The organism is Pseudomonas sp. LB3P25, assembly GCF_054897985.1.
This window is the reverse complement of the sequence record NZ_CM142711.1, coordinates 2,190,195-2,213,984: the sequence shown is the minus strand read 5'-3', so window position 1 is coordinate 2,213,984 and position 23,790 is coordinate 2,190,195. Positions and strand designations below refer to the sequence as shown.

20 protein-coding genes and 3 pseudogenes are annotated in these 23,790 nt (G+C 61.0%); 12 read left to right on the top strand and 11 right to left on the bottom strand.

Annotation, left to right across the window (positions count from 1 at the left end; all coding sequences use genetic code 11):
• Positions 1-4: 4 nt before the first annotated feature.
• Both ACYZTW_RS09875 and ACYZTW_RS09870 read right to left on the bottom strand, forming a co-directional pair.
• Complete coding sequence (locus tag ACYZTW_RS09875; RefSeq protein WP_462004700.1) at positions 5-460, bottom strand: DMT family transporter; 456 nt, start codon at positions 458-460, stop codon at positions 5-7.
• Positions 460-945, bottom strand: a complete 486-nt coding sequence (locus tag ACYZTW_RS09870; protein WP_462004699.1) for a DMT family transporter — start codon at positions 943-945, stop codon at positions 460-462. Before ACYZTW_RS09870 ends, ACYZTW_RS09875 begins: the two co-directional genes overlap by 1 nt.
• Positions 946-1,174: 229 nt before the next feature.
• Here ACYZTW_RS09870 and ACYZTW_RS09865 point away from each other — a divergent pair, with 229 nt between their 5' ends.
• Positions 1,175-2,110: a LysR family transcriptional regulator gene (locus ACYZTW_RS09865; RefSeq protein ID WP_462004698.1), complete on the top strand. Its 936-nt coding sequence runs from the start codon at positions 1,175-1,177 to the stop codon at positions 2,108-2,110.
• A 153-nt stretch (positions 2,111-2,263) separates the two neighbouring features.
• On the opposite strand, the pseudogene ACYZTW_RS09860 reads toward ACYZTW_RS09865, so the two are convergent.
• The 3 genes and pseudogenes from ACYZTW_RS09860 to ACYZTW_RS09850 all read right to left on the bottom strand — a co-directional run.
• A pseudogene (locus ACYZTW_RS09860) lies at positions 2,264-2,776 on the bottom strand (methyl-accepting chemotaxis protein); the annotation flags it as partial.
• A 393-nt stretch (positions 2,777-3,169) separates the two neighbouring features.
• Positions 3,170-3,940 (bottom strand): annotated as a pseudogene (locus ACYZTW_RS09855) (cache domain-containing protein); the annotation flags it as partial.
• A 237-nt stretch (positions 3,941-4,177) separates the two neighbouring features.
• On the bottom strand, positions 4,178-5,497 hold the full coding sequence (locus ACYZTW_RS09850) for a Na+/H+ antiporter family protein (protein WP_462005731.1): 1,320 nt from the start codon (positions 5,495-5,497) through the stop codon (positions 4,178-4,180).
• A gap of 420 nt (positions 5,498-5,917) precedes the next feature.
• On the opposite strand from ACYZTW_RS09850, the pseudogene ACYZTW_RS09845 reads away from it, so the two are divergent.
• Together ACYZTW_RS09845 and ACYZTW_RS09840 are read left to right on the top strand one after the other, a co-directional pair.
• Positions 5,918-7,207 (top strand): annotated as a pseudogene (locus ACYZTW_RS09845) (cache domain-containing protein); the annotation flags it as partial.
• Positions 7,208-7,309: 102 nt separating this feature from the next.
• A complete protein-coding gene (locus ACYZTW_RS09840) occupies positions 7,310-8,065 on the top strand; it encodes a methyl-accepting chemotaxis protein (RefSeq protein ID WP_371918049.1) in 756 nt (251 codons plus the stop codon).
• Positions 8,066-8,234: 169 nt separating this feature from the next.
• Here the strand turns inward: ACYZTW_RS09840 and ACYZTW_RS09835 are convergent, their stop codons facing one another.
• From ACYZTW_RS09835 to ACYZTW_RS09820, 4 genes are read right to left on the bottom strand one after another with little or no spacing between them, the layout of a single operon-like run.
• Positions 8,235-9,548 (bottom strand): sensor histidine kinase, encoded by a 1,314-nt coding sequence (locus tag ACYZTW_RS09835; protein ID WP_462004697.1) that lies wholly within the window; start codon positions 9,546-9,548, stop codon positions 8,235-8,237.
• Positions 9,545-10,213 carry a response regulator transcription factor gene (locus ACYZTW_RS09830; RefSeq protein WP_462004696.1) on the bottom strand — a complete coding sequence of 223 codons (669 nt, stop codon included), beginning with the start codon at positions 10,211-10,213 and terminating at the stop codon, positions 9,545-9,547. Before ACYZTW_RS09830 ends, ACYZTW_RS09835 begins: the two co-directional genes overlap by 4 nt.
• Before the next feature lie 3 nt (positions 10,214-10,216).
• Positions 10,217-10,528, bottom strand: coding sequence for a PepSY domain-containing protein (locus ACYZTW_RS09825; RefSeq protein WP_462004695.1), 312 nt, complete (start codon positions 10,526-10,528; stop codon positions 10,217-10,219).
• Positions 10,528-10,836 (bottom strand): PepSY domain-containing protein, encoded by a 309-nt coding sequence (locus ACYZTW_RS09820; protein ID WP_462004694.1) that lies wholly within the window; start codon positions 10,834-10,836, stop codon positions 10,528-10,530. The genes ACYZTW_RS09825 and ACYZTW_RS09820 overlap by 1 nt, the downstream gene beginning before the upstream one ends.
• Before the next feature lie 242 nt (positions 10,837-11,078).
• On the opposite strand from ACYZTW_RS09820, the gene ACYZTW_RS09815 reads away from it, so the two are divergent.
• The 5 genes from ACYZTW_RS09815 (at position 11,079) to codA (ending at position 16,344) form a co-directional block, all read left to right on the top strand.
• A complete protein-coding gene (locus tag ACYZTW_RS09815; protein ID WP_462004693.1) occupies positions 11,079-12,158 on the top strand; it encodes a patatin-like phospholipase family protein in 1,080 nt (359 codons plus the stop codon).
• Between the two features lie 94 nt (positions 12,159-12,252).
• A complete protein-coding gene (gene queD / locus ACYZTW_RS09810; protein ID WP_008152165.1) occupies positions 12,253-12,609 on the top strand; it encodes a 6-carboxytetrahydropterin synthase QueD in 357 nt (118 codons plus the stop codon).
• A gap of 118 nt (positions 12,610-12,727) precedes the next feature.
• The gene (locus tag ACYZTW_RS09805; protein ID WP_462004692.1) at positions 12,728-13,558 is read left to right on the top strand and encodes an alpha/beta fold hydrolase; all 831 of its coding nucleotides are present in this window, start codon (positions 12,728-12,730) and stop codon (positions 13,556-13,558) included.
• A 253-nt stretch (positions 13,559-13,811) separates the two neighbouring features.
• Positions 13,812-15,083, top strand: coding sequence for a cytosine permease (gene codB, locus ACYZTW_RS09800; protein ID WP_462004691.1), 1,272 nt, complete (start codon positions 13,812-13,814; stop codon positions 15,081-15,083).
• Between the two features lie 13 nt (positions 15,084-15,096).
• Positions 15,097-16,344 (top strand): cytosine deaminase, encoded by a 1,248-nt coding sequence (gene codA / locus ACYZTW_RS09795; RefSeq protein WP_462004690.1) that lies wholly within the window; start codon positions 15,097-15,099, stop codon positions 16,342-16,344.
• A 113-nt stretch (positions 16,345-16,457) separates the two neighbouring features.
• On the opposite strand, the gene ACYZTW_RS09790 is transcribed toward codA, so the two are convergent.
• Positions 16,458-17,450, bottom strand: coding sequence for a diaminopimelate epimerase (locus ACYZTW_RS09790; protein ID WP_462004689.1), 993 nt, complete (start codon positions 17,448-17,450; stop codon positions 16,458-16,460).
• Positions 17,451-17,701: 251 nt separating this feature from the next.
• On the opposite strand from ACYZTW_RS09790, the gene ACYZTW_RS09785 reads away from it, so the two are divergent.
• Positions 17,702-18,853 carry an MFS transporter gene (locus tag ACYZTW_RS09785; RefSeq protein ID WP_462004688.1) on the top strand — a complete coding sequence of 384 codons (1,152 nt, stop codon included), beginning with the start codon at positions 17,702-17,704 and terminating at the stop codon, positions 18,851-18,853.
• A gap of 108 nt (positions 18,854-18,961) precedes the next feature.
• On the opposite strand, the gene ACYZTW_RS09780 is transcribed toward ACYZTW_RS09785, so the two are convergent.
• On the bottom strand, positions 18,962-20,119 hold the full coding sequence (locus tag ACYZTW_RS09780; RefSeq protein ID WP_462005730.1) for an MFS transporter: 1,158 nt from the start codon (positions 20,117-20,119) through the stop codon (positions 18,962-18,964).
• 99 nt (positions 20,120-20,218) lie between these two features.
• On the opposite strand from ACYZTW_RS09780, the gene ACYZTW_RS09775 reads away from it, so the two are divergent.
• The 3 genes from ACYZTW_RS09775 (at position 20,219) to ACYZTW_RS09765 (ending at position 23,790) form a co-directional block, all read left to right on the top strand.
• Positions 20,219-20,983, top strand: coding sequence for an AraC family transcriptional regulator (locus ACYZTW_RS09775; RefSeq protein ID WP_462004687.1), 765 nt, complete (start codon positions 20,219-20,221; stop codon positions 20,981-20,983).
• A gap of 96 nt (positions 20,984-21,079) precedes the next feature.
• A complete protein-coding gene (locus ACYZTW_RS09770; RefSeq protein ID WP_462004686.1) occupies positions 21,080-22,201 on the top strand; it encodes an HlyD family secretion protein in 1,122 nt (373 codons plus the stop codon).
• On the top strand, positions 22,198-23,790 hold the full coding sequence (locus ACYZTW_RS09765; protein WP_462004685.1) for a DHA2 family efflux MFS transporter permease subunit: 1,593 nt from the start codon (positions 22,198-22,200) through the stop codon (positions 23,788-23,790). The genes ACYZTW_RS09770 and ACYZTW_RS09765 overlap by 4 nt, the downstream gene beginning before the upstream one ends.

The window sequence follows — 23,790 nt, the reverse complement described above, 5'->3', positions numbered from 1 at the left end:
CGTGTTATTCGCTTCTCGTACTGCTGCGATACATGAACACCAACGCCAGCCCCAGACACACCATCGCCAGCATCCGGCTGCTGGACAACTCGATCGCCGGGTTGCCCAGCCAGCCAAAGTTATCGATCAACATCCCCATCCCCAGTTGCCCAACGATCACCGCCACCGTCGCCACCGCCGTGCCGACCCGCGGCACCGCGCCAACCATCACCATCATGTACACCACCCCGAACAGTGCACCGCTGAGCTGCCATTTCGGCACGTCCAGCACGCTCACGGCATGTGCCGGCTCGAAAAACAGAATCAGCAGCCCGGTGGTCACGGCACCGACCACGAAGGTCAACAAACTGCTGCGCAACACGCCAACCGTTTCGCCCAACCGCCCATTGATCGCCGCCTGGACACTCAACACCGCACCGGCCGCCACCACCACCGCCAACAAAATAATCAGATTCATCATCAACCCCGAGCGACCAGAACAAGTGCCGCGACAATCAGCAACAAGGCCAGCCAACGTTCACCGTTGACCTTTTTGCGGGTAGCGCCGAACCAGCCGAAATGGTCGATCAACACGCTTTTGCCGACCTGCCCGGAGAGGATCGCGATCATCGTCATGGCAATGCCGATGTGCGGCGTGGCCAAGGTCAGCACGATCACGTACATCGGCCCGAGGAACCCGCCGATCAACTGCCAGCGCGGCAGTTCATTCAAAGCGGGCCCCTGTTGCCGACCGCTGAACAGCAGCAGCAAAAACAGAATCGCCGAGCCGACACCGAAGATGCTCAAGGTCGCCCACAAGTGCCCGACCTGAACCCCGAGCGGCCCGAGCAAACCGGCCTCCACAGACAGGCCCATGCCGGCCAGAATCACCAGCGGCAGCAGCAACAGCCGCAGCCCCGGCTTGGTCGCTGGCGTTTCAACAATGTCGATTGAAGAAGACTGCATAACGAAAACCTGCCAGTTATCAGATGAAACACGGCCCCCTGCAGGAGCAAAGCTTGCTCGCGAAGACGGTGTGTCAGACGCCGAAGATGTCGACTGGCACGCCGCCTTCGCGAGCAAGCTCTGCTCCTACAAGGGATGGTGGTGGCGGGCATTATCGGCTGGCGGTCCTTTGCGATAAATGGGAGCATCCTGACAACACTTTTGCGCAACTCGCATAGCAGGATTCGCCATGCATGGCCTCAACGAACTGGGATTCAAGGCACTTCGGCTGTTTGTCGCGGTGCTGGACCATGGCAGTTTTTCCGAAGTCGCCCGCCGCGAAGGCCTGGCACCGTCTTCGATTTCCCGGCAGATCCAACTGATGGAACAAGCCCTGAACCAGCAATTGCTGTATCGCCACACCCGCGCCGTCTCGCCCACCGAAGCGGGGCGCATGCTCGGTCATCACGCGCGGCTGGTGCTGGTGCAACTCGAAGAGGCCGAACAAGCCTTGCAGGAACAGCAAAGCGAACCCAGCGGACTGGTGCGGATCAATGCGCCAGTGGTGTTCGGTCAGCGGCACCTGACGCCGTGGCTGGGGCAACTCTGCGAGCGTTACCCGAAACTGCAACTGGATATCCAGCAGACCGACAGCTACGTCGACCCGCTGCAGGAAGGCGCCGACCTGCTGTTTCGCATCGGCCCGCTGCACGATTCGAGCATGCAGGCGCGGATTCTGGCGCCCCATCGTTTTCAAGTCGCCGCGAGCCCGGCCTATTTAGAACGCCACGGCACGCCGCAACATCCCGAAGAACTGGCCGCGCATCAGTGCCTGGCCTACAAAGGCGTGACTGGTCAGCAACGCTGGTTTTTTCGCAAGGATCAGCAGGACTGGACGCCCTGGTCGGTGAAGGGGCCGATCACCGGCAACCACGCAGACACCCTGACTCAAGCCGCTGAACAAGGCTTGGGGCTGGTGATGTTTCCGTCGTGGCTGATTGGTGAGGCGGTGCGCAACGGCACGCTGGTGCCGGTGCTGGGGGCGTATCAGGTGTCCAACAGCCTTGAGCCGCAGCAGATTGCGGTGCTGTGGCCCGGCAGCCGCCGGTTGTCGGTGAAAGTGCGGACGGTGATTGATTTCTACGTCGAGTGCTTTGGAACAGTGCCCTACTGGGACAGACCGTAACCCCCTGTAGCAGCTGGCGCAGCCTGCGTTCGGCTGCGAAGCAGTCGTAAAACCTGCACGCGCGGTTTCCCTGATACACCGCACTGCTGATTTCACGACTGCTTCGCAGCCGAACGCAGGCTGCGCCAGCTGCTACAAGGAATGCGTCGCGGCTCAGATTCGGAACTGGCCCACCAGTTTGCCCAAGCGCTGACCGAGGTCGGCGAGGCTGCGGGAGGTCTGGGCGCCGAGTTGGGTTTCGTCGGCAACGCTGTCCACGGCCACGGCGATCTGATGCACGCTGCGGTTGATCTCTTCGGCCACGGCGGTCTGCTCTTCGGCGGCGCTGGCGATCTGCGCGTTCATCGAGTTGATGGTGCCGATCAGCTGGGCCATGGTGTCCAGCGATGCACCCGCTTCGTTGGCCTGAGCCGACGTGCCGTCGCCGGCCTCGCTGGAGCGGCGCATCGCTTCCACGGCCGATTGGGTGCCGGCCTGCAAGCGATCGATCATGCCCTGGATTTCCTGGGTGCTGATTTGCGTACGACTGGCCAGCGCTCGAACCTCGTCGGCCACCACGGCAAAACCACGACCGGCCTCACCGGCACGGGCGGCTTCAATGGCGGCGTTGAGTGCCAGCAGGTTGGTCTGCTCGGCAATCGAACGAATCACCCCAAGCACGCTGACAATCGACGACACGTCTTTTTGCAGACTGTCCAGAGACACGCCACTGCTGCGAATGTCGTCCACCAACGCATGAATCTTCACGATGCTGCCGGCTACCACGCGCTTGGCAGCCTGGCCTTCTTCGTCGGTCTGCTGGGCAGCCACCGCGGCGTTTTGTGCACTTTTCGCCACTTCCTGAGCAGCGGCGGACATTTGGTTGATCGCCGTGGCGACCTGATCGGTCTCGTGACGCTGACGTTCCATGGCCTGATCCGAACGCTGGGCCTGGTCGGAGACCTGATTCACCAGCCCGGTCAGTTGCGAGGTCATTTCGGTGATCTGGCGAACCAGGCCGTGGATCTTGTCGACGAAGCGGTTGAACGAGCCGGCCAGTTCGCCGAGTTCGTCCTGGCTGGTGAGGGTCAGGCGACGCGTCAGGTCACCCTCGCCCGCCGCGATGTCATCGAGGTTGGCTTTCATCAGGTTCAGCGGACGCAGGATGGTGTTGGCCAGCAGCATCCCGGCGGCGGCAATCACCAACAGCACCACGGCGGCAATCCCGACGATGCTCAGCACCACGCCTTGCATGCGCTCCTGGACCTTGATTTCGACCAGTGCCACTTGCGCTTCGATGCCGTCCAGGTTCACCGAAGTACCGACCGCCATGTCCCACTTCGGCAGGTATTCGGTGTAGCCCAGTTTTGGCACCAGCACTTGGGAGTTGCCGGGCAATGGCGAGCTGTATTGCAGGTAGTGGGTGCCGTCCTTGGCGACTTTCACCAGGTCGCGGTTGACGTAGACGCCGTTCGGATCGCGGTTGTCCTTGAAGCTCTGGCCCACGCCTTCAGGGCTGCTGGCCTTGAACAGGCGCACGGTGTTGGAGTCGTAGCCGAAGAAGTAGCCGTCCTTGCCATAGGTGATGCTCGACAGCAACTTCACCACTTGGGCCCGCGCCACGTCATCACCGGGGGCAGCCGCGTCGTAGAGCGGTTTGATCGTGGTCATGGCCACGGCGACGTAGCTTTGCAGCGTCGCCTTGGCATCGCTGAGCAGGCGCTGGCGAGTTTCCTCGACTTCCTTGCGGGCCTGCTCCTGCAGAATGAACAACGTGGTCAGGCTGATGACCAGCGCAAAGAGCAACACCGGGAGGACGGCAAGGGACAGGACTTTAGCCTTCAGGCTCATGCGCATGACGGTTCACTCTTTTGATTTTATTGGCGTGGTTAAAGGCTATAACGGCACGCCAGGTCAAAAGTTGAATGCGGCACTTGTGGGAGCGGCTTGTGTGGCGAGGGGATTTATCCCCGTTGGGCTGCGAAGCGGCCCCAAAAGCTTTACGACTGCTTCGCAGCCGAACGGGGCGGTGCGACGTTTCGCTAAATCCCCTCACCACACAGGCTCGCTCCCACAAGGGAAAGGTGTTTATAAAACCATCGCCGCCACCCAGCCGAACGCCAGCAGCGGGAGGTTGTAGTGCAAGAAGGTCGGGACCACGGTGTCCCAGATGTGGTGGTGCTGGCCGTCGATGTTCAGGCCCGAGGTCGGGCCGAGGGTCGAATCGGACGCCGGTGAGCCGGTATCGCCCAAGGCACCGGCGGTGCCCACGATGCAAACAATGGCCATCGGGCTGAACCCCAGTTGCACGCACAACGGCACAAAGATCGCCGCCAGAATCGGTACGGTGGAGAACGACGAACCGATGCCGATGGTGACCAGCAACCCCACCAGCAGCATCAACAATGCGCCAATGGACCGACTGTGATCGATCCACGCCGCCGCACTCTCGACCAGCGTGCGCACCTGGCCGGTCGCCTTGAGCACTTCGGCAAAGCCTGAGGCGGCGATCATGATGAAGCCGATCATCGCCATCATCTTCATGCCTTCGGTGAACAAGTCGTCGGTTTCACGCCACTTCACAACCCCCGACACCGAGAAAATCAGAAAGCCTGCCAACGCACCGATGATCATCGAATCCAGCAGCAACTGAATGATGAACGCCACCGCAATAGCCAGCCCGGCAATGCCCAGCGTCATCGGGTTGTACGCGATGCTGACTTGCTCAACCTGCTCGATCTTCTCCAGGTCGTAGACGCGTTTTTTGCGGTAACTGAAAAACACCGCCACCAACAGACCTAAGACCATGCCCATCGCCGGAATGGCCATGGCGTGCATGACGTTGATCTGGCTGATGTCCACGCCGCTCTTGCTGACGTTGGCCAGCAGAATCTGGTTCAGGAAGATATTGCCGAAACCGACCGGGAACACCATATACGGCGTAATCAAACCGAAGGTCATGACACAGGCAATCAACCGGCGGTCCAGTTGCAGCTTGGTCAGTACATATAACAGTGGCGGCACCAGCAACGGAATAAAGGCGATATGTATCGGCAGAATGTTCTGCGAAGCGATGGCTACCACCCACAGCAAACCGATCAACAGCCATTTGACCTGACGGCCACCGCTGGCGTGCTGGCGGTCGACCATCAGCAAGGCTTTGTCGGCCAGGGCATGCGCCAGGCCGGACTTGGCAATGGCCACGGCGAAAGCGCCGAGCAATGCGTAGGACAACGCGACCGTCGCGCCGCCACCGAGGCCGCTGTTGAAGGCTTTTAATGTCGCCTCGATGCCCAGGCCACCGGTCAAACCACCCACCAGGGCGCCCACGATCAGCGCGATTACTACGTGCATGCGAGACAGGCTGAGGATCAGCATGACGCCGACCGCGGCAATTACAGCATTAATCATCGTTACCTCAAGGCAAACGGAAAGCGTCCGGCCGGCAGTCTGCAAAGCGCCGCCAGCGGATTAAATGAGAGGGTTTTATTAGAGGGCGCGCACTGTGCCGCAGCATCGGCCCGGTGTCAAAGCGCGTGGCCGGTGATGATGTGTAACTACTTATGATGACCTGTGGCGAGGGAGCTTGTCGGAACGCCGCATCGTCCCGTTGGGTTGCGAAGCGACCCCTGCATTCCGTCAGCCACAACGCATCGGCAGGTTTTGCGACTGCTTCGCAGCCGAGCGGGAGCAAGCTCCCTCGCCACAGGTAAGCGCTATCGCCACAAAATCAGCGGCGAGCCTTATTCGGATGGCGGCATAAAGAAAGCCGAATCGCGGCCGCTACAGTGCAAAGTCTCAGATAAATATCGAATAAAGGACGTCTCCATGTCGCTCAGACAACTTTCCATTCAATGGAAAATCACCCTGCTGGCCGGGTTGTGCCTGGCCGGCATCGTGACCCTGCTGGTGGGTCTTTCGCTGTATCGCATGGAGCACAGCTCCGCGCTGGTGAAAGCATCCAGCATGGAGATGCTCACCGAAGCCGCCCAGGCCCGGATCGAATCCCAGGGTGAAAACCAGGCGCTGGGGATTCGCCAGCAGTTCATGGACGCCTATCAATATGGCCACGGCTTTTCGCGCCAGGTGCTGTTCCTGCGCGACCAGGCCGAGAAGCGCTTTCTCGATGCCTTTGACTTGCGTGAAGACCTGACACGTCAGGTCAAGTCGGCCCTGCAAGCCAACCCGGAACTGCTCGGCCTCTCGCTGGTATTCGAAGCCAACGCGCTGGACGGCAAGGACGATCTGTTCACAGGTCAGGCCGAGTTGGGCAGCAACGACAAGGGCCGTTTTGCCCTGTACTGGTCGCAACCTGTGCCTGGCAAGGTGACGTCGATGGCGCTACCCGAAAGCGACATGGCCGATACCAGCACCGGCCCCAGCGGCGAACCGGCCAATGCCTGGTTCACCTGCCCGCGCACGACCCTCAAGCCCTGCGTGATCGAACCCTATTTCTACGTGATCGACGGCCAGAACGTGCTGATGACCAGCATCGTTTTCCCGCTGCTGGTCAACGGCAAGGTCATCGCTTCGCTGTCGGTGGACATCAACCTCAACAGCCTGCAAGCCGTCAGCCAAGTCGCGAGCAAGAAGCTCTATGACGGCCAGACCAACGTCAGCATCATCAGCCCGGTCGGTTTGCTGGCCGGCTACAGCCCGGACGCCAGCAAGCTCAGCCAGCGCCTGGACACCGTGGACAAAACCAACGGTGCCGAGCTGATCCGCATGCTCGCCGCCAGCAACAAGACTGAAAGCCTGCACAATAATCAACAGCTCAAAGTGCTGTCGCCGTTCCAGCCGATTCCCGGTGGCAAGTCCTGGGGCGTGTTACTCGATGTACCGGAGAAAGTCCTGGTCGGCCCCGCCGAGGCGCTGAAAAAACAACTCGATGACAGCAACACCGCCGGCACCCTGGTCGAACTCGGCCTGGGTGTGCTGGCCGCGTTGATTGGCCTGTTGCTGGTGTGGCTGATGGCCCGCAGCGTGACCAGGCCGATCCTGGGTGTGGCGCACATGCTCGAAGACATTGCCAGCGGCGAAGGCGATCTGACCCGCCGCCTGGCCTACGACAAGCAGGACGAACTCGGCCAATTGGCCGGCTGGTTCAACCGCTTCCTCGACAAGCTGCAACCGATCATCGCCGAGGTCAAACGCTCGGTGCAGGACGCGCGCAGCACGGCGGATCAGTCGTCCGCCATCGCCACACAGACCAGCGCCGGCATGGAACAGCAATACCGTCAGGTGGATCAGGTCGCTACCGCTTCTCACGAAATGAGCGCCACCGCTCAAGACGTTGCTCGCAGCGCAGCGCAAGCGGCACAGGCGGCGCGGGATGCGGATCAGGCCACCCGTCGCGGTCTGACCGTGATCGACCGCACCACCACCAGCATCGACAACCTCGCCGCCGACATGAGCGCGGCGATGGTCCAAGTCGAAGGCCTGGCGGCCAACAGCGAGAAGATCGGTTCGGTGCTGGAAGTGATTCGGGCCATCGCTGAACAGACCAACCTGCTGGCGCTTAACGCCGCCATCGAGGCCGCTCGTGCCGGTGAGGCCGGACGCGGTTTTGCCGTGGTGGCCGATGAAGTGCGCAACCTGGCACGCCGGACCCAGGAGTCTGTCGAAGAAACCCGTCTGGTGATTGAGCAGTTGCAGAGTGGCACTCAGGACGTGGTTGGCTCGATGAACAACAGCCATCGTCAGGCTCAGGGCAGTGTCGAACAGGTGGGTCAGGCGGTGACGGCGCTGCGCCAGATTGGTGAGGCGGTGACGGTGATCAGCGACATGAACTTGCAGATCGCCAGCGCTGCTGAGGAGCAAAGTGCGGTGGCTGAGGAAATCAACAACAATGTGGCGACGATTCGGGATGTGACGGAGTCGCTGTCGGGGCAGGCCAATGAATCCGCGCGGGTGAGTCAGTCGCTCAATAGCCTGGCGAATCAGCAGCAGAGTTTGATGGATCAGTTTCGCGTCTGAGAACCACCCCTCACCCTAACCCTCTCCCCAGGGGGTAGAGGGGACTGACCGAGTTGTTTTTTAGATATTCTGCGACCGAGGAAATAGAGTCGAACTCAGGTCTAGAAGCCAATGGAGATCGGCTCCCTTTCCCCCTCTACCCCCTGGGGTGAGGGGTGGATTTCAAGCTCTAGCGCTTAGTTAATTCGATTACAACCCTCAACCCACCCCACTCACTCTCCCCCAACCGCAACACCCCGCCCCACGTATCGACGATGTCCCGCACAATCCCCAATCCCAACCCATGCCCATCCGTCTGTTCATCCAGTCGCGTACCCCGGCTGAACACCTGATCGCGCTGATTTTCCGGAATCCCCGGCCCATCGTCTTCCACGCTTAACTCAAACCCATCGGCGGTCTCGACCACGCTCAACCGAACCTCGGCGTCCGCCCATTTGCAGGCATTGTCCAGCAGGTTACCGAGCAGTTCGAGCAAGTCCTCGCGATCCCATGGCAGTTGCAATCCCTTCGGCGCCACATAGCTGAGGTCCAGATGTTCGCCATGAATCATGTTCAACGTCGCCAGTAACCCAGGCAATTCAGCATCGCAATCAAACAGCGCCCCCGGCAACGCATCGCCGGATAACCGTGCGCGATTGAGTTCGCGATTGAGTCGCTGCTGGACCTGTTCCAGCTGCGCCTGCATCACCTTGCGCAGCTCCGGCTGCGCGTCGAGCTTCTCGCTTGAAGCCAGGCTCAACAACACCGCCAACGGGGTTTTCAAGGCGTGGCCGAGGTTGCCCAGCGCATTGCGCGAACGCTTGAGGCTGTCTTCGGTGTGCGCCAGCAAATGGTTGATCTGCGCCACCAGCGGTTCAAGCTCTACCGGCACCTGGTCATCGAGTTGCGAGCGCTGGCCCTGCTGCAACTGGGCGATCTGCTCACGAGCCTTTTCCAGCGGGCGCAAGGCGCGGCGCACGGTAATCCGTTGCAGCAGCAGAATCAGCAGCAACCCCGCTAGCCCAAGGCCCAACCCGACTTGTCGCATGCGCTGAAAACTCTCGCGCACCGGCGTGTAATCCTGGGCCACGCTGATTGAAATCGACTGGCCCAGGCGTCGATAGTCAGAACGCAGCACCAACAATTGCTGCCCTTCCGGCCCCAATTCCAGGTTGCTGTGCAGACCGGCATGGTCGAGGCGCGGCAATTCCTGATCCCACAGCGAACGGGATCGCCAATGGCTGTCGGCAAAATCAATGCGGAAGTAATGCCCGGAAAACGGTCGCTGATAGGCCGGCGACAGGTGCCGTTCATCCAGCTGCAAACCCTGCGGCCCACGCACCAGCGCCACCAGCAGGTTTTCGCTTTCGTTGCGCAGCCCGGCTTCGAGGTAGCGTTGCAACCCCATTTCGAACAGCCACAGGCTGGTCTGCGCCAGCACCAGGCCGACGATCACCATCACGCTGATCAGCCCCAGACTCAAGCGGCGCTGGATCGACCTCACTGGGTTTGCCCGCCGAACAGGTAACCCTGGCCGCGACGGGTTTCGATGACGCTGCGCCCGAGTTTGCGCCGCAGGTGGTTGACGTGGACTTCGAGCACGTTGGAGTCACGCTCGGTTTCACCGTCGTAGAGGTGTTCGGCGAGGTGGCTTTTGGAAAGAATCTGTTCGGGGTGCAGCATGAAGTAACGCAGCAGGCGGAATTCAGCGGCGGTGAGCTGGATGTCGGCGCCGTCGCGGGTCACGCATTGGCGACCTTCGTCCAGCTGCAGTCCGGCCGCCTTGAGCGTCGGCTGGTTGGCATGGCCATGGGAACGGCGCAACAGCGCCTGGACGCGCAAGTGCAGCTCTTCGGGGTGGAAGGGTTTGGTCAGGTAATCGTCGGCGCCGGCCTTGAGGCCTTCGATCCGTTCGGCCCAGGAATCACGGGCGGTGAGAATCAGCACTGGCGTGGACAGACCACTGGCCCGCCATTGCGTCAACACGTCGAGCCCTGGCAAACCCGGCAGGCCGAGGTCGAGGATGATCAGGTCATAAGGCTCGCTGCCGCCCTGGTACACCGCGTCGCGACCGTCGGCCAGCCAGTCCACGGCGTACCCCTGCCGGTTGAGGCCGGCCATCAGTTCGTCGGCCAGCGGCACATGGTCTTCCACCAGAAGCAAACGCATCGATCAATCTTCCTTGTCTTTCAGTAACTGGCCGGTGGTGGCGTCGAGGTCCAGTTCGCGAACCACGCCTTCGGTGGTCAGCAACTCGACTTCATACACGTAGACGTCGTGTTTCTCTTCAAGATCGGCTTCCAGTAATTTGGCCCCAGGGTAGCGGTCCAGCGCTTGCTGCAACAGCTGCTCCAGCGGCAGGATCACGCCCGTTTGACGCAGGCGCAGGGCTTCGTCCTGATCCAGGTCGCGGGCCATGACCACCGAGCAAAAAGCCAGAAGCGCCAGCGCCATTCGACTGCCGGCGCATAGATTTACCTTCATTACGTATCCTGATGATCCTTGAGAATCTGCCCGCTGACAGCGTCCAATTCCAGGTCCCACTCAAGGCCCTGAGGGTCGCGCAATTCCACCTGATAGATGTACTTGCCGTACTCTTCTTCCAGCTCGGTTTCGGTGACCTTGGCGCCGGGATGTTTGGCCAGAGCGGTGGCGTTGAGCTTCTCGAAAGACACAATGGTACCAGCGTCGCGCAGTCTCAGGGCTTCGTCGGGACCGAGGTCGCGAGCGTGGGCGATGCTGACGGTCATGCCGATGATGGACGCGGTGAACAGGGCAGTGAAGGTTTTCATGGGGTGTCTCCGTATTTTTTTATGTGTTGCCTACGGGAGCCACCTTAGCGATCTGAACTTAACTGAAACTGAATTGCCATCATTGGAGATGGCAACACGACATCGCCGGCATACACAAAACCAGTGGGAGCGAGCCTGCTCGCGAAGGGGCGGCACATCCGGTATTGGTGTGACAGACAGACCGCTTTCGCGAGCAGGCTCGCTCCCACATAATCCCCCGCTTGCCTGCATTCGAGACCGGTATGACCGCTATCCACATCAAGTTCCCTTCCCTGACTCTCAAGGCCGGCCCTCGCGCCTTGGCGCGCATCCGTGAAAACGGTTTGAGCGCCGCCGATGTCGGCACACTACCGGGGGCTGCCGGTGGTCCCAAGGCCTTGGGGATTCAAGGTCTGGACTTGGCGTTGTTCGGTGAATGGCTGCCGGCGGTACCGCGAGAGCGCTCGTTGATCGGTGCGTCGGTGGGTTCCTGGCGCTTCGCCAGCGCGTGTCTGCCGGATGCCGCCGAAGGCATCCGCCGCCTCGGTCACCTCTACACCGAACAGAACTTCGCCAAGGGCGTGACCATGGCGCAGATCAGCCAGAGCTCCCGGCGCATGCTCGATGAGCTGCTTGATGGCCGCGATGCCTCGATTCTGGACAACGCCCATTACCGACTGAACATCATGGTGGTCAAAAGCCACGGCCTGCTGGCGGACGATCATCGCGGCCGATTGGGGTTGGGCCTGTCATCGGTGATCGCCGACAACCTGCGGGGCCGGGCGCGGCTGTCGCGGCATTTCGAGCGGCTGATCATTCACGATCCGCGCCTGGCTCCGCCGGTCAATGCACTGAACGATTTCCCCTCGCGCTTCGTTGCGCTGCAGGCCGGCAACCTGCGTCAGGCCTTGCTCGCGTCGGGCTCGATCCCGATGGTGATGGAAGGCGTGCGTGACCTGCCGGGCGCCGGTGCTGGCACTTTTCGCGATGGTGGTCTGTTGGACTATCACCTCGACCTGCCCTACAGCGGCAACGACATCGTGCTCTATCCGCATTTCACCGACCGGGTCATTCCCGGCTGGTTCGACAAGACCCTGCCATGGCGCCGCGCGTGTCCTGCACGTTTGCAGGATGTCCTGTTGCTGGCGCCGTCGAAGGATTACCTGGCGCGCCTGCCCTACGGCAAACTCCCGGACCGTAACGACTTCAAACGCTTCATGGGCGATGCCCCGAGCCGGCAGAAATACTGGCGCACGACGATGGATGAAAGCCGCAGGCTGGGTGACGAATTCCTTGAACTGGCCGCCAATGGTCGCTTGGGCGAGCGCTTACTGACCCTTTAGTCAGTGTTTTCCCGCAACGCCAAACGCAAACTGTTAAACTCGCCGCCTGCCCACATCGCCGCGGCGATCGCCACCTGACAGAGCTCAAACCACTGTGGAAATTTTCAAAGAGTTTACCTTCGAATCCGCCCACCGCCTGCCCCACGTACCGGAAGGCCACAAGTGCGGCCGCCTGCACGGTCACTCGTTCAAAGTGGCGATCCACCTCAGCGGCGACCTCGATCCGCACACGGGCTGGATTCGCGATTTCTCGGAAATCAAGGCGATCTTCAAGCCGCTCTACGAACGCCTGGACCATAACTACCTGAACGACATTCCCGGCCTGGAAAACCCGACCAGTGAAGTCCTGGCCAAATTCATCTGGAAGGAATTGAAGCCTCTGCTGCCGGAACTCAGCGCGATCCGCATCCACGAGACGTGCACCAGCGGTTGCATCTATCACGGCGAGTAAGCCGATCTAAAGGGCGATGAAAATCCCTGCGTTTCGTCAGTGAATATAAAAACAGCCTTCAATGGCTGTTTTTTTATGCCTATGCTTTTTGGCTCGAACACGCCAAGAGGACACACCCATGACTGACTGGCCGCTGGCTCAGACCTATCGCTTCAACGGGAGCTCCGTTCGCTACGCCGTGCGTGGCGACGGCCCGCCGTTGGTGTTTGTGCATGGCACGCCCTTCTCTTCTTACGTGTGGCACCGGATTGCGCCGCACTTCATCACCACGCATCGGGTGCATTACTTTGATCTGCTGGGTTATGGGCTATCGGAGAAAATCGACGGCGATGTGTCGCTGGGCGTCCAGAACGACCTGCTGGCTCACTTGCTCGATCACTGGGGTCTGGAACGGCCAGACGTGGTTGCTCACGATTTCGGCGGCGCCACTGCCCTGCGTACTCACCTGTTGAACGGCAACGACTACCGCAGCCTGACGCTGATTGATCCCGTGGCGCTGACGCCCTGGGGTTCGCCGTTTGTGCAGCATGTGCGTCAGCATGAGGCGGCATTCAGTGGCCTGCCCGATTACATTCAGCAAGCGATCGTGCCGACCTATATTCGCGGGGCGATCAAGCGCGAAATCCCGGACGACGAACTTGCGCCCTACGTGCAGCCGTGGCTGGGCGATCCGGGGCAAGCGGCGTTCTATCGGCAGATTGCGCAGATGGACGAGCGCTATACCCGAGAGGCCGAAGGGCTGTACCCGACGATTCGCTGCCCGGTGCAGATTCTTTGGGGGGAAGACGATCAGTGGATTCCCATTGAGCGCGGGCGGGCGTTGCATCAGATGATTCCGGGGTCGCAATTTCACGCCATTGCCAATGCAGGGCATTTGGTTCAGGAAGATGCACCGGAAGCGATCGTGGCGGCGTTGCTGCGGTTTTTGCCACAACACAAATCCATCTGAAGAAACCAACACCCCCGGTGGGAGCGAGCCTGCTCGCGAAAGCGCCGGGTCAGTCGACCTCAATGTTGAATGTTCAACCGCTTTCGCGAGCAAGCCCGCTCCCACATGGGTTCTGTGTTCCTTCAGGTGCACCGCTTTCGTGCCCCTTCCCGCGCCAAATCTCCCCGCTCGACTATAAATAACTACGCCAACCCACGTTTGGCACGACCACTGCAACACGCCCCCGCGTCACCCATTGAGCAAGGAACGCCCCATGACGCAGAACGATCCGGGTAACGACTACCCCCTCAGCGAAGTCCCGATGCATGCCCGCAAAGGCCTGGCCTCCACGGCCATGGTGCTGCTGGGTTTCACCTTTTTTACCGCGACCATGTTTGCCGGCGGCAAGCTCGGTGTGGCGTTCAGTTTCGGCGAGATGATGGCGGTGATTGTCGTCGGCAATCTGCTGCTGGGCATCTACGCCGCTGGCCTGGGTTATATCGCCTTCAAAAGCGGCCTCAACTCAGTGCTGATGGGGCGCTTTTGTTTCGGTGAAGTGGGCAGCAAGCTCAGCGACCTGATCCTCGGTTTTACCCAGATCGGCTGGTACGCCTGGGGTACGGCCACTGCCGCCGTGGTGCTGGGCAAGTATTTCGAATTGGGCGAGGGCACCGTTCTCGGGCTGATGGTGCTGTTCGGCCTGGTGTTTTGCGCGACCGCGTATGTCGGTTATCGCGGATTGGAGATTTTGTCGTACATCGCCGTACCGGCGATGATGTTGCTGCTGATGCTGTCGATGTGGGTCGCCACGGTGAAGGTCGGCGGGCTCGAGGGTTTGCTCGCCGTGGTTCCGACGGGGACACTGGACTGGTCGACCGCAATTACCCTGGTGTTCGGCACCTTCGTCAGTGGTGCGACCCAGGCGACCAACTGGACGCGTTTCTCCCGCTCGGCACGCGTCGCGGTGCTGGCGAGCCTGATTGGTTTCTTCATCGGCAATGGCCTGATGGTGTTGATCGGTGCCTATGGCGCAATCGTCTACCAGCAACCGGACGTGGTCGAAGTGTTGCTGTTGCAAGGCTTCGCCCTGGCGGCGATGGCGATGCTGCTGCTCAATATCTGGAGCACCCAGGACAACACCATCTACAACTTCGCCGTCGCCGGTTGCAACTTGCTGCGCACCGGCCGCCGCAAAACCGTGACCCTGGCGGGCGCGGTGATCGGCACGTTGTTGGCGCTACTGGGCATGTACGACATGCTGGTGCCCTACCTGATTCTGCTGGGCACCGTGATCCCACCGATTGGCGGTGTGATCATGGCGGACTTCTTCTACCGCTATCGTGGTCAATACCCACGTCTGGCCGATGCCCGGTTGCCGGCGTTCAATTGGTCTGGCCTGGCCGCCTACGCAGTCGGTACCGTTGCTGCGTTCAGTTCACCGTGGGTCGCGCCGCTGGTAGGGATTGCCGCTGCCGCGTTAACGTATGTGCTATTGACCGGCGTGCTGGGTGCCCGTACTGCCAACGCACCATTACAAGATCTATAAAAGGATTCGCCTGATGCACATCATCAACGCCCGCCTGCGCAACCAAGATGGCCTGCATGAGTTGCACCTGGAAAACGGCCTGATCAGCAACATTGCCCGACAGACCGAGGCACCCTCCCTGGGTCCCGATGATCTGGACGCCGGCGGCAACCTGGTGGTGCCGCCCTTCGTCGAGCCACACATCCATCTCGACGCCACGCTCACCGCCGGCGAGCCGCGCTGGAACATGAGCGGCACGCTGTTCGAAGGCATCGAATGCTGGGGCGAGCGCAAGGTGACCATCACCGAAGAGGACACCAAAACCCGCGCCAGGAAAACCATCCAGACCCTCGCCGCCCACGGTATCCAGCACGTGCGCACCCACGTCGACGTCACCGACCCGCAGCTCACCGCGCTGAAGGCGATGCTCGAAGTGCGCGAGGAAAGCCGTCACCTGATCGACATGCAGATCGTTGCGTTCCCGCAGGAAGGCATCGAGTCGTACCGCAACGGTCGGGAGCTCATGGAGGAAGCGATCCGCATGGGCGCCGATGTGGTCGGCGGTATTCCGCATTTCGAGTACACCCGCGATCAAGGCGTGAGCTCAGTGAAATTCCTGATGGACCTGGCCGAGCGCACCGGCTGCCTGGTGGACGTGCATTGCGATGAAACCGACGACCCGCACTCACGCTTTCTAGAGGTGCTGGCCGAAGAAGCCCGCAGCCGCGACATGGGCTCGCGGGTCACCGCCAGCCATACCACGGCCATGGGCTCTTACGACAACGCTTACTGCGCCAAACTGTTTCGCCTGCTCGGGCATTCAGGGATCAGTTTTGTCTCCTGCCCCACCGAAAGCATTCACCTGCAAGGGCGCTTCGACAACTTCCCGAAACGCCGTGGTGTGACCCGAGTGAATGAGTTGCTGGAAGCGGGGATGAACGTGTGTTTCGGCCAGGATTCGATCGTCGACCCGTGGTATCCGCTGGGTAACGGCAATATCTTGCGAGTGCTCGAAGCCGGCTTGCACATCTGCCACATGCTCGGTTACCGCAACCTGCAAAGCGCGCTGGACCTGGTCACCGACAACAGCGCCAAGGCCATGAATCTGGGGGATCGATATGGACTGGAACGCGGGCGGCCGGCGAATTTGCTGATTCTGTCGGCGGACAGCGATTACGAGGTGATCCGCAGTCAGGGCCTGCCGTTGTATTCGGTGCGCGATGGCAAGGTGTTGATGAAGCGGCAGATGCCGGTGGTGGAGTTCTTCGGCGATCAGAGCTGAATTTTGCGTTGGCTGGGCTGACGCCTTCGCGAGCAGGCTCGCTCCCACAGGAAATTTGTGAACCATACAGATCCAATGTGGGAGCGAGCCTGCTCGCGAAGGCAATCGAATGATCAACCCATCAACCGCGCCGTACCAAACAGGCTGACCCGACTCAATTCACCACCCATTTCCTCCAACAAAATCGGCGCCGTACCGCCAGGCATGATCACTTTTACCTCCCCGGCACTGACCCAACCCACCCGCCATGCGGCGCAAGCCACTGCACTGGCGCTGGTGCCCGACGACGCCGTCGGCCCTTCTCCGCGCTCGAATACCCGTGCGACAACTCGCCCATCTGACTCAAGCATCGCCCATTGCAGATTGACGCCAGCAGGACACGGCTGCCCTGCCCCGGTCGGCATGGCGTAAGCGATACGCGTCAGCCCTTCGGACAGCCCCGGCTCGCGCATCTGCTCATTGCTCGGCAATGCATCGGCGTTCTCTAAAAGCGTCACACAATGTGGATTGCCGATGCGCACGAACTGGCTTCGAGACCATGCGGGATCGAGCGCCGACAACGGCTGCACATGGCTGACGTCGCGACCGCTCAACACCAAGCTTTCAACCCCTTTAGCCCCCACCGCATCCGCCCCGAACGAGGGTTTGCCCAGATCCAGCCAGAAGCCTTTCACTCCCTCGATCTCGGCCGGTTTCACCGAAGTGTCCACCGGTGAAACCGCATCAGCCTTGTCGTGATGGACCCTGAGCCAACAAGCCTCGTCACTCGGCAGCAGCCCTTGCTCACTCAGGGCCTGAGAAAAAATCGTCAGCCCGTTGCCACTGCGCTCGGCGAGCGTGCCGTCGGTGTTGACGATCAGCAGGTCAAACGGTGGTGAGGCTTGAAACGGCCCGATCAGCAAGCCATCGCAGCGATGTGACTTGGCGTTGGGCGGACGCGAATGCGACGGCCATTCGCAAAATGCATCCACCGCTTGCCGACTCCAGAACGCCCGGGACGACGCGGCGTGCCCGGCCGTCGTCGGCAAGTCGACACCGGCGCGACGCACCGCTGCGGGAGATACCACGCCATAAATATTGCCACGTGCGTCGTAGAACTGCGCCATGTACCGGTCCTTTTTGATCTGTTTGGGGGCGGTGCCCAGAAGGTCATGGAGACCAGACGCTTTGACAGGTTGAGCCCGCCGCGCCATTTTCTACAAAATACCGCCCCGGCGTCATCCCGAGTTCGCGATTAAGGGTCAGGCTGTGCAAGGATGTCACCCTGCCTCACCGCGAACCTGGGCGGACGCTGATCGAACCCTCGCAGGCCGATCACTGTCCCTTGGGTACGCGACGTTTTTTGCCAAGGATTGATATGACCAACCTCAACACTCAAACCGTATTTGTTCCCGGACGCCTGGAGCAGATGTCCACGCGCATCGCCTTTTTCATCGCCGGTTTCGGCATCGCTGCGTGGGCGCCGCTGGTGCCCTACGCCAAGGCTCGGGCCGGTCTGGATGAAGGGACGCTCGGTTTGTTGCTGTTGTGTTTGGGGGTGGGGTCGATTCTGGCGATGCCGATGGCGGGGCTTCTGGCCACGCGTTTCGGCTGTCGCCGGGTGGTGAGCGCCGGAGTGTTGCTGATCTGTGCGGCCCTGCCGCTGTTGGCGACGGTGTCGTCGATTCCAGCGTTGATTGCCGCGTTGTTCATGTTCGGCGCGGGCCTTGGCACGGTGGATTCGACGGTGAACCTGCAAGCGGTGATCGTCGAACGGGCCAGCGGCAAGACCATGATGTCGGGCTTCCATGGGCTGTTCAGCCTGGGCGGGATTGTCGGTGCGGCGGGCGTCAGCGCCCTGCTCGGCTTCGGGGTTTCACCGCTGGGGGCAACGCTGGTGGTGAACGTGATGCTGCTGATCGCCCTGGCCAAGGCCGCGCCGCACCTTTTGCCTTACGGCAGCGAAAGTTCGGGGCCGGCGTTTGCCGTTCCCCATGGCATCGTGCTGTTCATCGGCGGGATGTGTTTCATCGTGTTCCTCGCTGAAGGCGCGGCGCTCGACTGGAGCGCGGTGTTCCTGGCGCAGGAACGGGGAATCGACACCGCTTATGCGGGGCTGGGTTACGCGGCGTTTGCGCTGACCATGACCGTCGGACGTTTGACCGGCGATGCGATCGTGCGTCGTCTCGGCGCTACGCGGGTGATTGTGTTCGGTGGGTTGACGGCCGCAGCGGGCCTGTTTGTGGCGACCTTCGCCCCGAGTTGGGAAGCGGCGCTGGTGGGTTATGCATTGTTGGGGGCGGGTTGTTCGAACATTGTGCCGGTGCTGTACACCGCGGTGGGCAAACAGACCGTGATGCCCGAAAGCATCGCCGTGCCGGCCATTACCACGCTGGGTTATGCCGGGATTCTTGCGGGGCCTGCGTTGATCGGGTTTATCGCCCACGGTAGCAGTTTGAGTTTTGCCTTCGGGTTGATGGCGGTGTTGCTGGTGGCGGTGGCCATTGGCGGGAAGGTGTTGAAAGTCTGAAAAGCATCGCGAGCAAGCTCGCTCCCACAGGGGATCTTCAGTGGGCAAAAAAATATTCGTACGACAGCCATCAAAGGTGGGAGTGAGCTTGCCCGTGAAAGCGGTGTGTCAGGTGACATTTCTCTCAACTGGACGGGACCAACGTTTGCTGCCTGAACCCGCCAACAGCAACGTCAATGCGCCACACAGCATCAACGTCTCACCCAACGCCTGTCCCCAGGCTGCCAGCATCAGCCCACCGCCAATCAGCAAGTAATAGAACAAACCAAACAGCGCGCCGGCTGTACCCAATCGATCGCCATAATTGGCCAGTGCCGAACCGAGGATGTTCGGGATCGCCATGCCGAACGCCAGCACCACCAGCAGCATCGCCAGCACAAACAGACCGCTGCCCTGCATCAGCCAAACGCCGACACCGCCCACCAATGCCAACACCGCCGCCAGCCGGATCAGCTGCAAACCATTGAGCCCTCGATGCAACAGGCGTTTGTTGAGCCAGGCGCCAAGGCCAGAGCCCAAGGCCAGGATCACCCCGCTGTAGCCGAACCATTGCGCGCTCAAGCCCAGGCGCTGAAACACGAAAGGACCGAGGCTGTAGTAGCTGAACAGAGCAATATTGAACAGCGCCACCAAGAGCGTCGAACGCCAGATATCGCGGTCCTGGAGCATTTGCCACAACGTCTCGACCAGAGCAGGCGTTGTCAGATTCTGGGGTCGGGTTTCCGGCAAGTCCCGCAGGCACCACAGCCCTAACACCAAGGACAGCAACAGGAGGCATCCCAACACGCCGCGATAGCCGAAGCCTTGCACCAGGCTCGCCCCGGTAAACAGGCCAATCGCCGGGCTGGCAGCCAGCGCGATGCCCATCACCGAAAACACCTGCGCCAGTTCCGCCCCCTTGAAGCGGTCGCGCAGCACGGTTTGCGTCACGACCGACCCCACCGCAGCGCCAAAAGCAGCCAGCGCCTGGGCCATCAACAACGCATTGAAAGAGCTGGCACTCAGCGCCAGCACCGATGCACCGGCGTACACCGCCAGGCCGGCGAGCATCGAAGGTCGACGTCCGATCCGGTCACACAGCCGGCCCCACACCACCACGCCGAATGCGAAAGCCAGAAAAAACACCGACAGGGTTTGCGCCGCCTCTTGCGGCTCGACGGCAAAGGCCTGGCCAATGTCTGCCAGCGCCGGGCTGTAAAGGGTTTGAGCGATCTGCGGAAACATCAGCAAGGCAATCGCCAATACCAACAGGCTTTTGGAGTTCATCACGACTTCACTCTTCCAGAAAACTGGCGAGCAGCTTAAGAAACCGTGACTGACGTATTATCCGAACCCTGCCAATTAATCGTTGAAATCGGACAATCCATGGCCTGGCTTGATGCCCACGTGCAATTCGATCCCGATAGCTATCCGGCGTCGGTCATCGGCATCGCCTCAATCTTGGGCGATCACGATTCCGGACTGCATCAGCATCAACGCGGACAGTTGCTGTTCACCCGACAGGGCTGCACGCGCATTACCCTGGCGCAGCAGTTGTGCCTGTTACCACCCTCCCGCGCCGCGTGGATTCCGCCTGGGGTTGTCCACCGCGCGGTGATGCAGCAGAGCGTCGACTACCGCTCGATTTACCTGACACCGGCGTTGTGCGCCGAGCTGCCGCAACAGGTCTGTGTGATTGAAGTCAGCCCGTTGCTGCGGGCGGTGCTGGAGCCGATAGCCCATGCCGATTTCGACACCGATTGGCAGCAGGGTAAATTCGTTCACCTGCTGGGTCTGTGCCTGAGCGAAATCCGCGACGCCGTGCCGCAACCGATGCTCTTGCCATTGCCGTGGGACAAACGCCTGGCGCCGCTGCTCGCAACGCTTGAGCAACTGCCACCGGAACTTCAAGTGCTGGAACAACAGATTGGCGCTAGCGGCCGAACCATCGGGCGAATCTTCCAGCGCGAAACCGGTATGAGCTATCAGCAATGGCGCCAGCAATGGCGACTGATGCGCGCCATCGAACTGCTCGCTACCGGGCGGAACATTGGCTACAGCGCCTTCGCCCTGGGGTTTGCCAGTGACAGCGCGTTCATCGTCTTCTTCAAGGACATGACCGGCCTTACCCCAGGCAACTGGCTCAAATAAGCACCTGACGACCGGCAGCAAAAATTAATTGCCACCAAATATTACATACGTCATATTACCTGCGTAATAAACACCCGTTTCCTACAGGTAAACCCCATGACCAGCATGCCCAGCCTTGAACCCGACCTTGCTGTCCCGGTGAGCACACCCAAGCCTCCTCTGCTCAAACGGTTGATCTTGCTCGCTGCGGTCATCGCTGCCCTGGTGTTCGCCGGGCTGTACGCGACTCACTGGTGGACCGCCGGCCGTTTCATCGAAGAAACCGACGACGCCTACATCGGCGGCGACGTGACGGTGCTCGGGCCGAAGGTGGCGGGTTACATCGAAGAGGTGCTAGTCACTGACAACCAGAAGGTGAAAGCCGGCGATGTGTTGATTCGTCTCGACTCCCGCGATTACCGCGCCAACCTGGCCAAGGCCGAAGGTGCGGTGGCTGCCGAAGAAGCGCTGCTCGCCAACCTCGACGCCACCGAAGAATTGCAACACGCGGTGATCGGCCAGGCCCGCGCCGGGATTGATGCCGCCGGTGCCGAAACCGCCCGTTCCCGGGATGATGATGCTCGCTACAAAAAACTGGTCGGCAGCAACGCCGTCTCGGTGGAAAGCGCCCAACGCGCCAACGCCACTTTCAAGACCGCCCAAGCCCTCAGCGCCCGGGCCCAGGCTGAACTGCTGGCGGCGCAACGTCAGCTGAACGTGATCGAAACCCAGAAACAGCAAGCCCGCGCCGCACTGATGCAGGCGCGCGCCGAACGTGATCTGGCGCAATTGAACGTGGGTTACACCGAACTGAAGGCCCCGGTAGACGGTGTGATCGGCAATCGCCGGGCGCGGGTCGGCGCTTATGCCCAAGCTGGTTCGCAACTGCTGTCGGTGGTACCGGCCAGCGGGCTTTGGGTAGACGCCAATTTCAAGGAAGATCAACTGGCGCGGATGACCCCGGGGCAACGGGTGATCATTCATGCCGACGTGCTCTCGGGGCAGGAATTCCACGGTCATCTGGACAGCCTCGCGCCGGCCAGTGGCGCGCAGTTCAGCGTGCTGCCACCGGAAAACGCCACCGGCAACTTCACCAAAATTGTTCAGCGGGTGCCGGTGCGCATCGTTCTTGATCCGGCCGATGGCGTGCTCGGCCATCTGCGTCCGGGTCTGTCGGTCACCGCTGAAGTGGACACTCGCAAGGAACCTGAAACCCCGGCCGTGGCCAGCACGCCATGAGCCGCGCCCTCGCCGCTCCCGCGCAACCGTTCAATGCCGCCAGCATGGCGACGGCGACCAAAGTCTTCGCCTTCGCCACCATGTGCATGGGCATGTTCATTGCGCTGCTGGATATCCAGATCGTCTCTGCCTCGCTGCGTGACATTGGCGGCGGGCTCTCGGCCGGCACCGACGAAACAGCGTGGGTGCAAACCAGTTACCTGATCGCCGAAATCATCGTGATCCCGCTGTCCGGCTGGCTCTCCCGAGTGTTCTCGACACGCTGGCTGTTCTGCGCTTCAGCGGTGGGTTTCACCCTGGCCAGCCTGCTCTGCGGCGCGGCGTGGAACATCCAGAGCATGATCGCCTTCCGCGCCCTGCAAGGGTTTCTCGGCGGTTCGATGATCCCGCTGGTGTTCACCACCGCGTTCTTTTTCTTCACCGGCAAGCAACGGGTGATCGCGGCTGCAACCATTGGCGCGGTGGCATCATTGGCACCGACCCTGGGGCCGGTGATCGGCGGCTGGATTACCGACATTTCATCCTGGCACTGGCTGTTTTACATCAACCTGGTCCCGGGGATTTTCGTCGCGGTGGCGGTGCCGATGCTGGTGAAAATCGACCAGCCGGAATTGTCGCTGCTCAAAGGCGCAGACTACCTGAGCATGGTGTTCATGGCGCTGTTTCTCGGTTGCCTGGAATACACCCTCGAAGAAGGCCCGCGCTGGAACTGGTTCAGCGACAGTACGATTGTGACCACGGCGTGGATCAGCGGCCTGGCCGGCTTGGCGTTCATCGGCAGGACCCTGCACGTCGCCAACCCGATCGTCGATTTGCGCGCCTTGAAAGACCGCAACTTCGCCCTTGGCTGTTTCTTTTCGTTCGTCACCGGGATTGGCCTGTTCGCCACCATTTACCTGACGCCGCTGTTTCTCGGCCGCGTCCGTGGCTATGGCGCGCTGGACATTGGTCTGGCGGTTTTCTCCACCGGGGTGTTCCAGATCATGGCGATTCCGCTGTACGCCTTTATGGCTAACCGCATCGATCTGCGCTGGATCATGATGACCGGCCTGGGGCTGTTCGCGTTGTCGATGTGGGATTTCAGCCCGATCACCCATGACTGGGGGGCTAAAGAATTGATGCTGCCGCAAGCCTTGCGCGGGATTGCCCAGCAACTGGCGGTGCCGCCTGCGGTCACCCTGACCCTCGGCGGACTGGCGCCAGCGCGGCTCAAACACGCCTCGGGACTGTTCAACTTGATGCGAAACCTTGGTGGCGCCATCGGCATCGCCGCGTGCGCGACCATTCTCAATGACCGCACCAACCTGCACTTCACCCGGTTGGCAGAAAACCTCAACAGCACCAATGAAGCACTCAACCAATGGCTGTCCCAGGTCGGCAACAACTTCGCCGCTCTCGGCCAAAGTGGTGATGTGGGCGTCACCGCCAGCTTGCATCAACTCTGGCTGCTGACTTACCGCGAAGCCCAGACGCAAACCTACGGTGACGCGTTCCTGATGATCATGGTCTGCTTCATCCTCGCCACGGCGATGGTGCCCTTGATGCGCAAGGTACAACCACCGGCCGCGCCGAGTGCGGATGCTCATTGA

What these genes read in the sequence shown, in the direction of transcription:
- ACYZTW_RS09875 (WP_462004700.1), bottom strand. Translation starts at nt 460, where the DNA reads ATGATGAATCTGATTATTTTGTTGGCGGTGGTGGTGGCGGCCGGTGCG.
- ACYZTW_RS09870 (WP_462004699.1), bottom strand. Translation starts at nt 945, where the DNA reads ATGCAGTCTTCTTCAATCGACATTGTTGAAACGCCAGCGACCAAGCCG.
- ACYZTW_RS09865 (WP_462004698.1), top strand. Translation starts at nt 1,175, where the DNA reads ATGCATGGCCTCAACGAACTGGGATTCAAGGCACTTCGGCTGTTTGTC.
- ACYZTW_RS09840 (WP_371918049.1), top strand. Translation starts at nt 7,310, where the DNA reads ATGGAACAGCAATACCGTCAGGTGGATCAGGTCGCTACCGCTTCTCAC.
- ACYZTW_RS09830 (WP_462004696.1), bottom strand. Translation starts at nt 10,213, where the DNA reads ATGCGTTTGCTTCTGGTGGAAGACCATGTGCCGCTGGCCGACGAACTG.
- ACYZTW_RS09825 (WP_462004695.1), bottom strand. Translation starts at nt 10,528, where the DNA reads ATGAAGGTAAATCTATGCGCCGGCAGTCGAATGGCGCTGGCGCTTCTG.
- ACYZTW_RS09820 (WP_462004694.1), bottom strand. Translation starts at nt 10,836, where the DNA reads ATGAAAACCTTCACTGCCCTGTTCACCGCGTCCATCATCGGCATGACC.
- ACYZTW_RS09815 (WP_462004693.1), top strand. Translation starts at nt 11,079, where the DNA reads ATGACCGCTATCCACATCAAGTTCCCTTCCCTGACTCTCAAGGCCGGC.
- ACYZTW_RS09805 (WP_462004692.1), top strand. Translation starts at nt 12,728, where the DNA reads ATGACTGACTGGCCGCTGGCTCAGACCTATCGCTTCAACGGGAGCTCC.
- codB (WP_462004691.1), top strand. Translation starts at nt 13,812, where the DNA reads ATGACGCAGAACGATCCGGGTAACGACTACCCCCTCAGCGAAGTCCCG.
- codA (WP_462004690.1), top strand. Translation starts at nt 15,097, where the DNA reads ATGCACATCATCAACGCCCGCCTGCGCAACCAAGATGGCCTGCATGAG.
- ACYZTW_RS09790 (WP_462004689.1), bottom strand. Translation starts at nt 17,450, where the DNA reads ATGGCGCAGTTCTACGACGCACGTGGCAATATTTATGGCGTGGTATCT.
- ACYZTW_RS09785 (WP_462004688.1), top strand. Translation starts at nt 17,702, where the DNA reads ATGACCAACCTCAACACTCAAACCGTATTTGTTCCCGGACGCCTGGAG.
- ACYZTW_RS09780 (WP_462005730.1), bottom strand. Translation starts at nt 20,119, where the DNA reads ATGAACTCCAAAAGCCTGTTGGTATTGGCGATTGCCTTGCTGATGTTT.
- ACYZTW_RS09775 (WP_462004687.1), top strand. Translation starts at nt 20,219, where the DNA reads ATGGCCTGGCTTGATGCCCACGTGCAATTCGATCCCGATAGCTATCCG.
- ACYZTW_RS09770 (WP_462004686.1), top strand. Translation starts at nt 21,080, where the DNA reads ATGACCAGCATGCCCAGCCTTGAACCCGACCTTGCTGTCCCGGTGAGC.
- ACYZTW_RS09765 (WP_462004685.1), top strand. Translation starts at nt 22,198, where the DNA reads ATGAGCCGCGCCCTCGCCGCTCCCGCGCAACCGTTCAATGCCGCCAGC.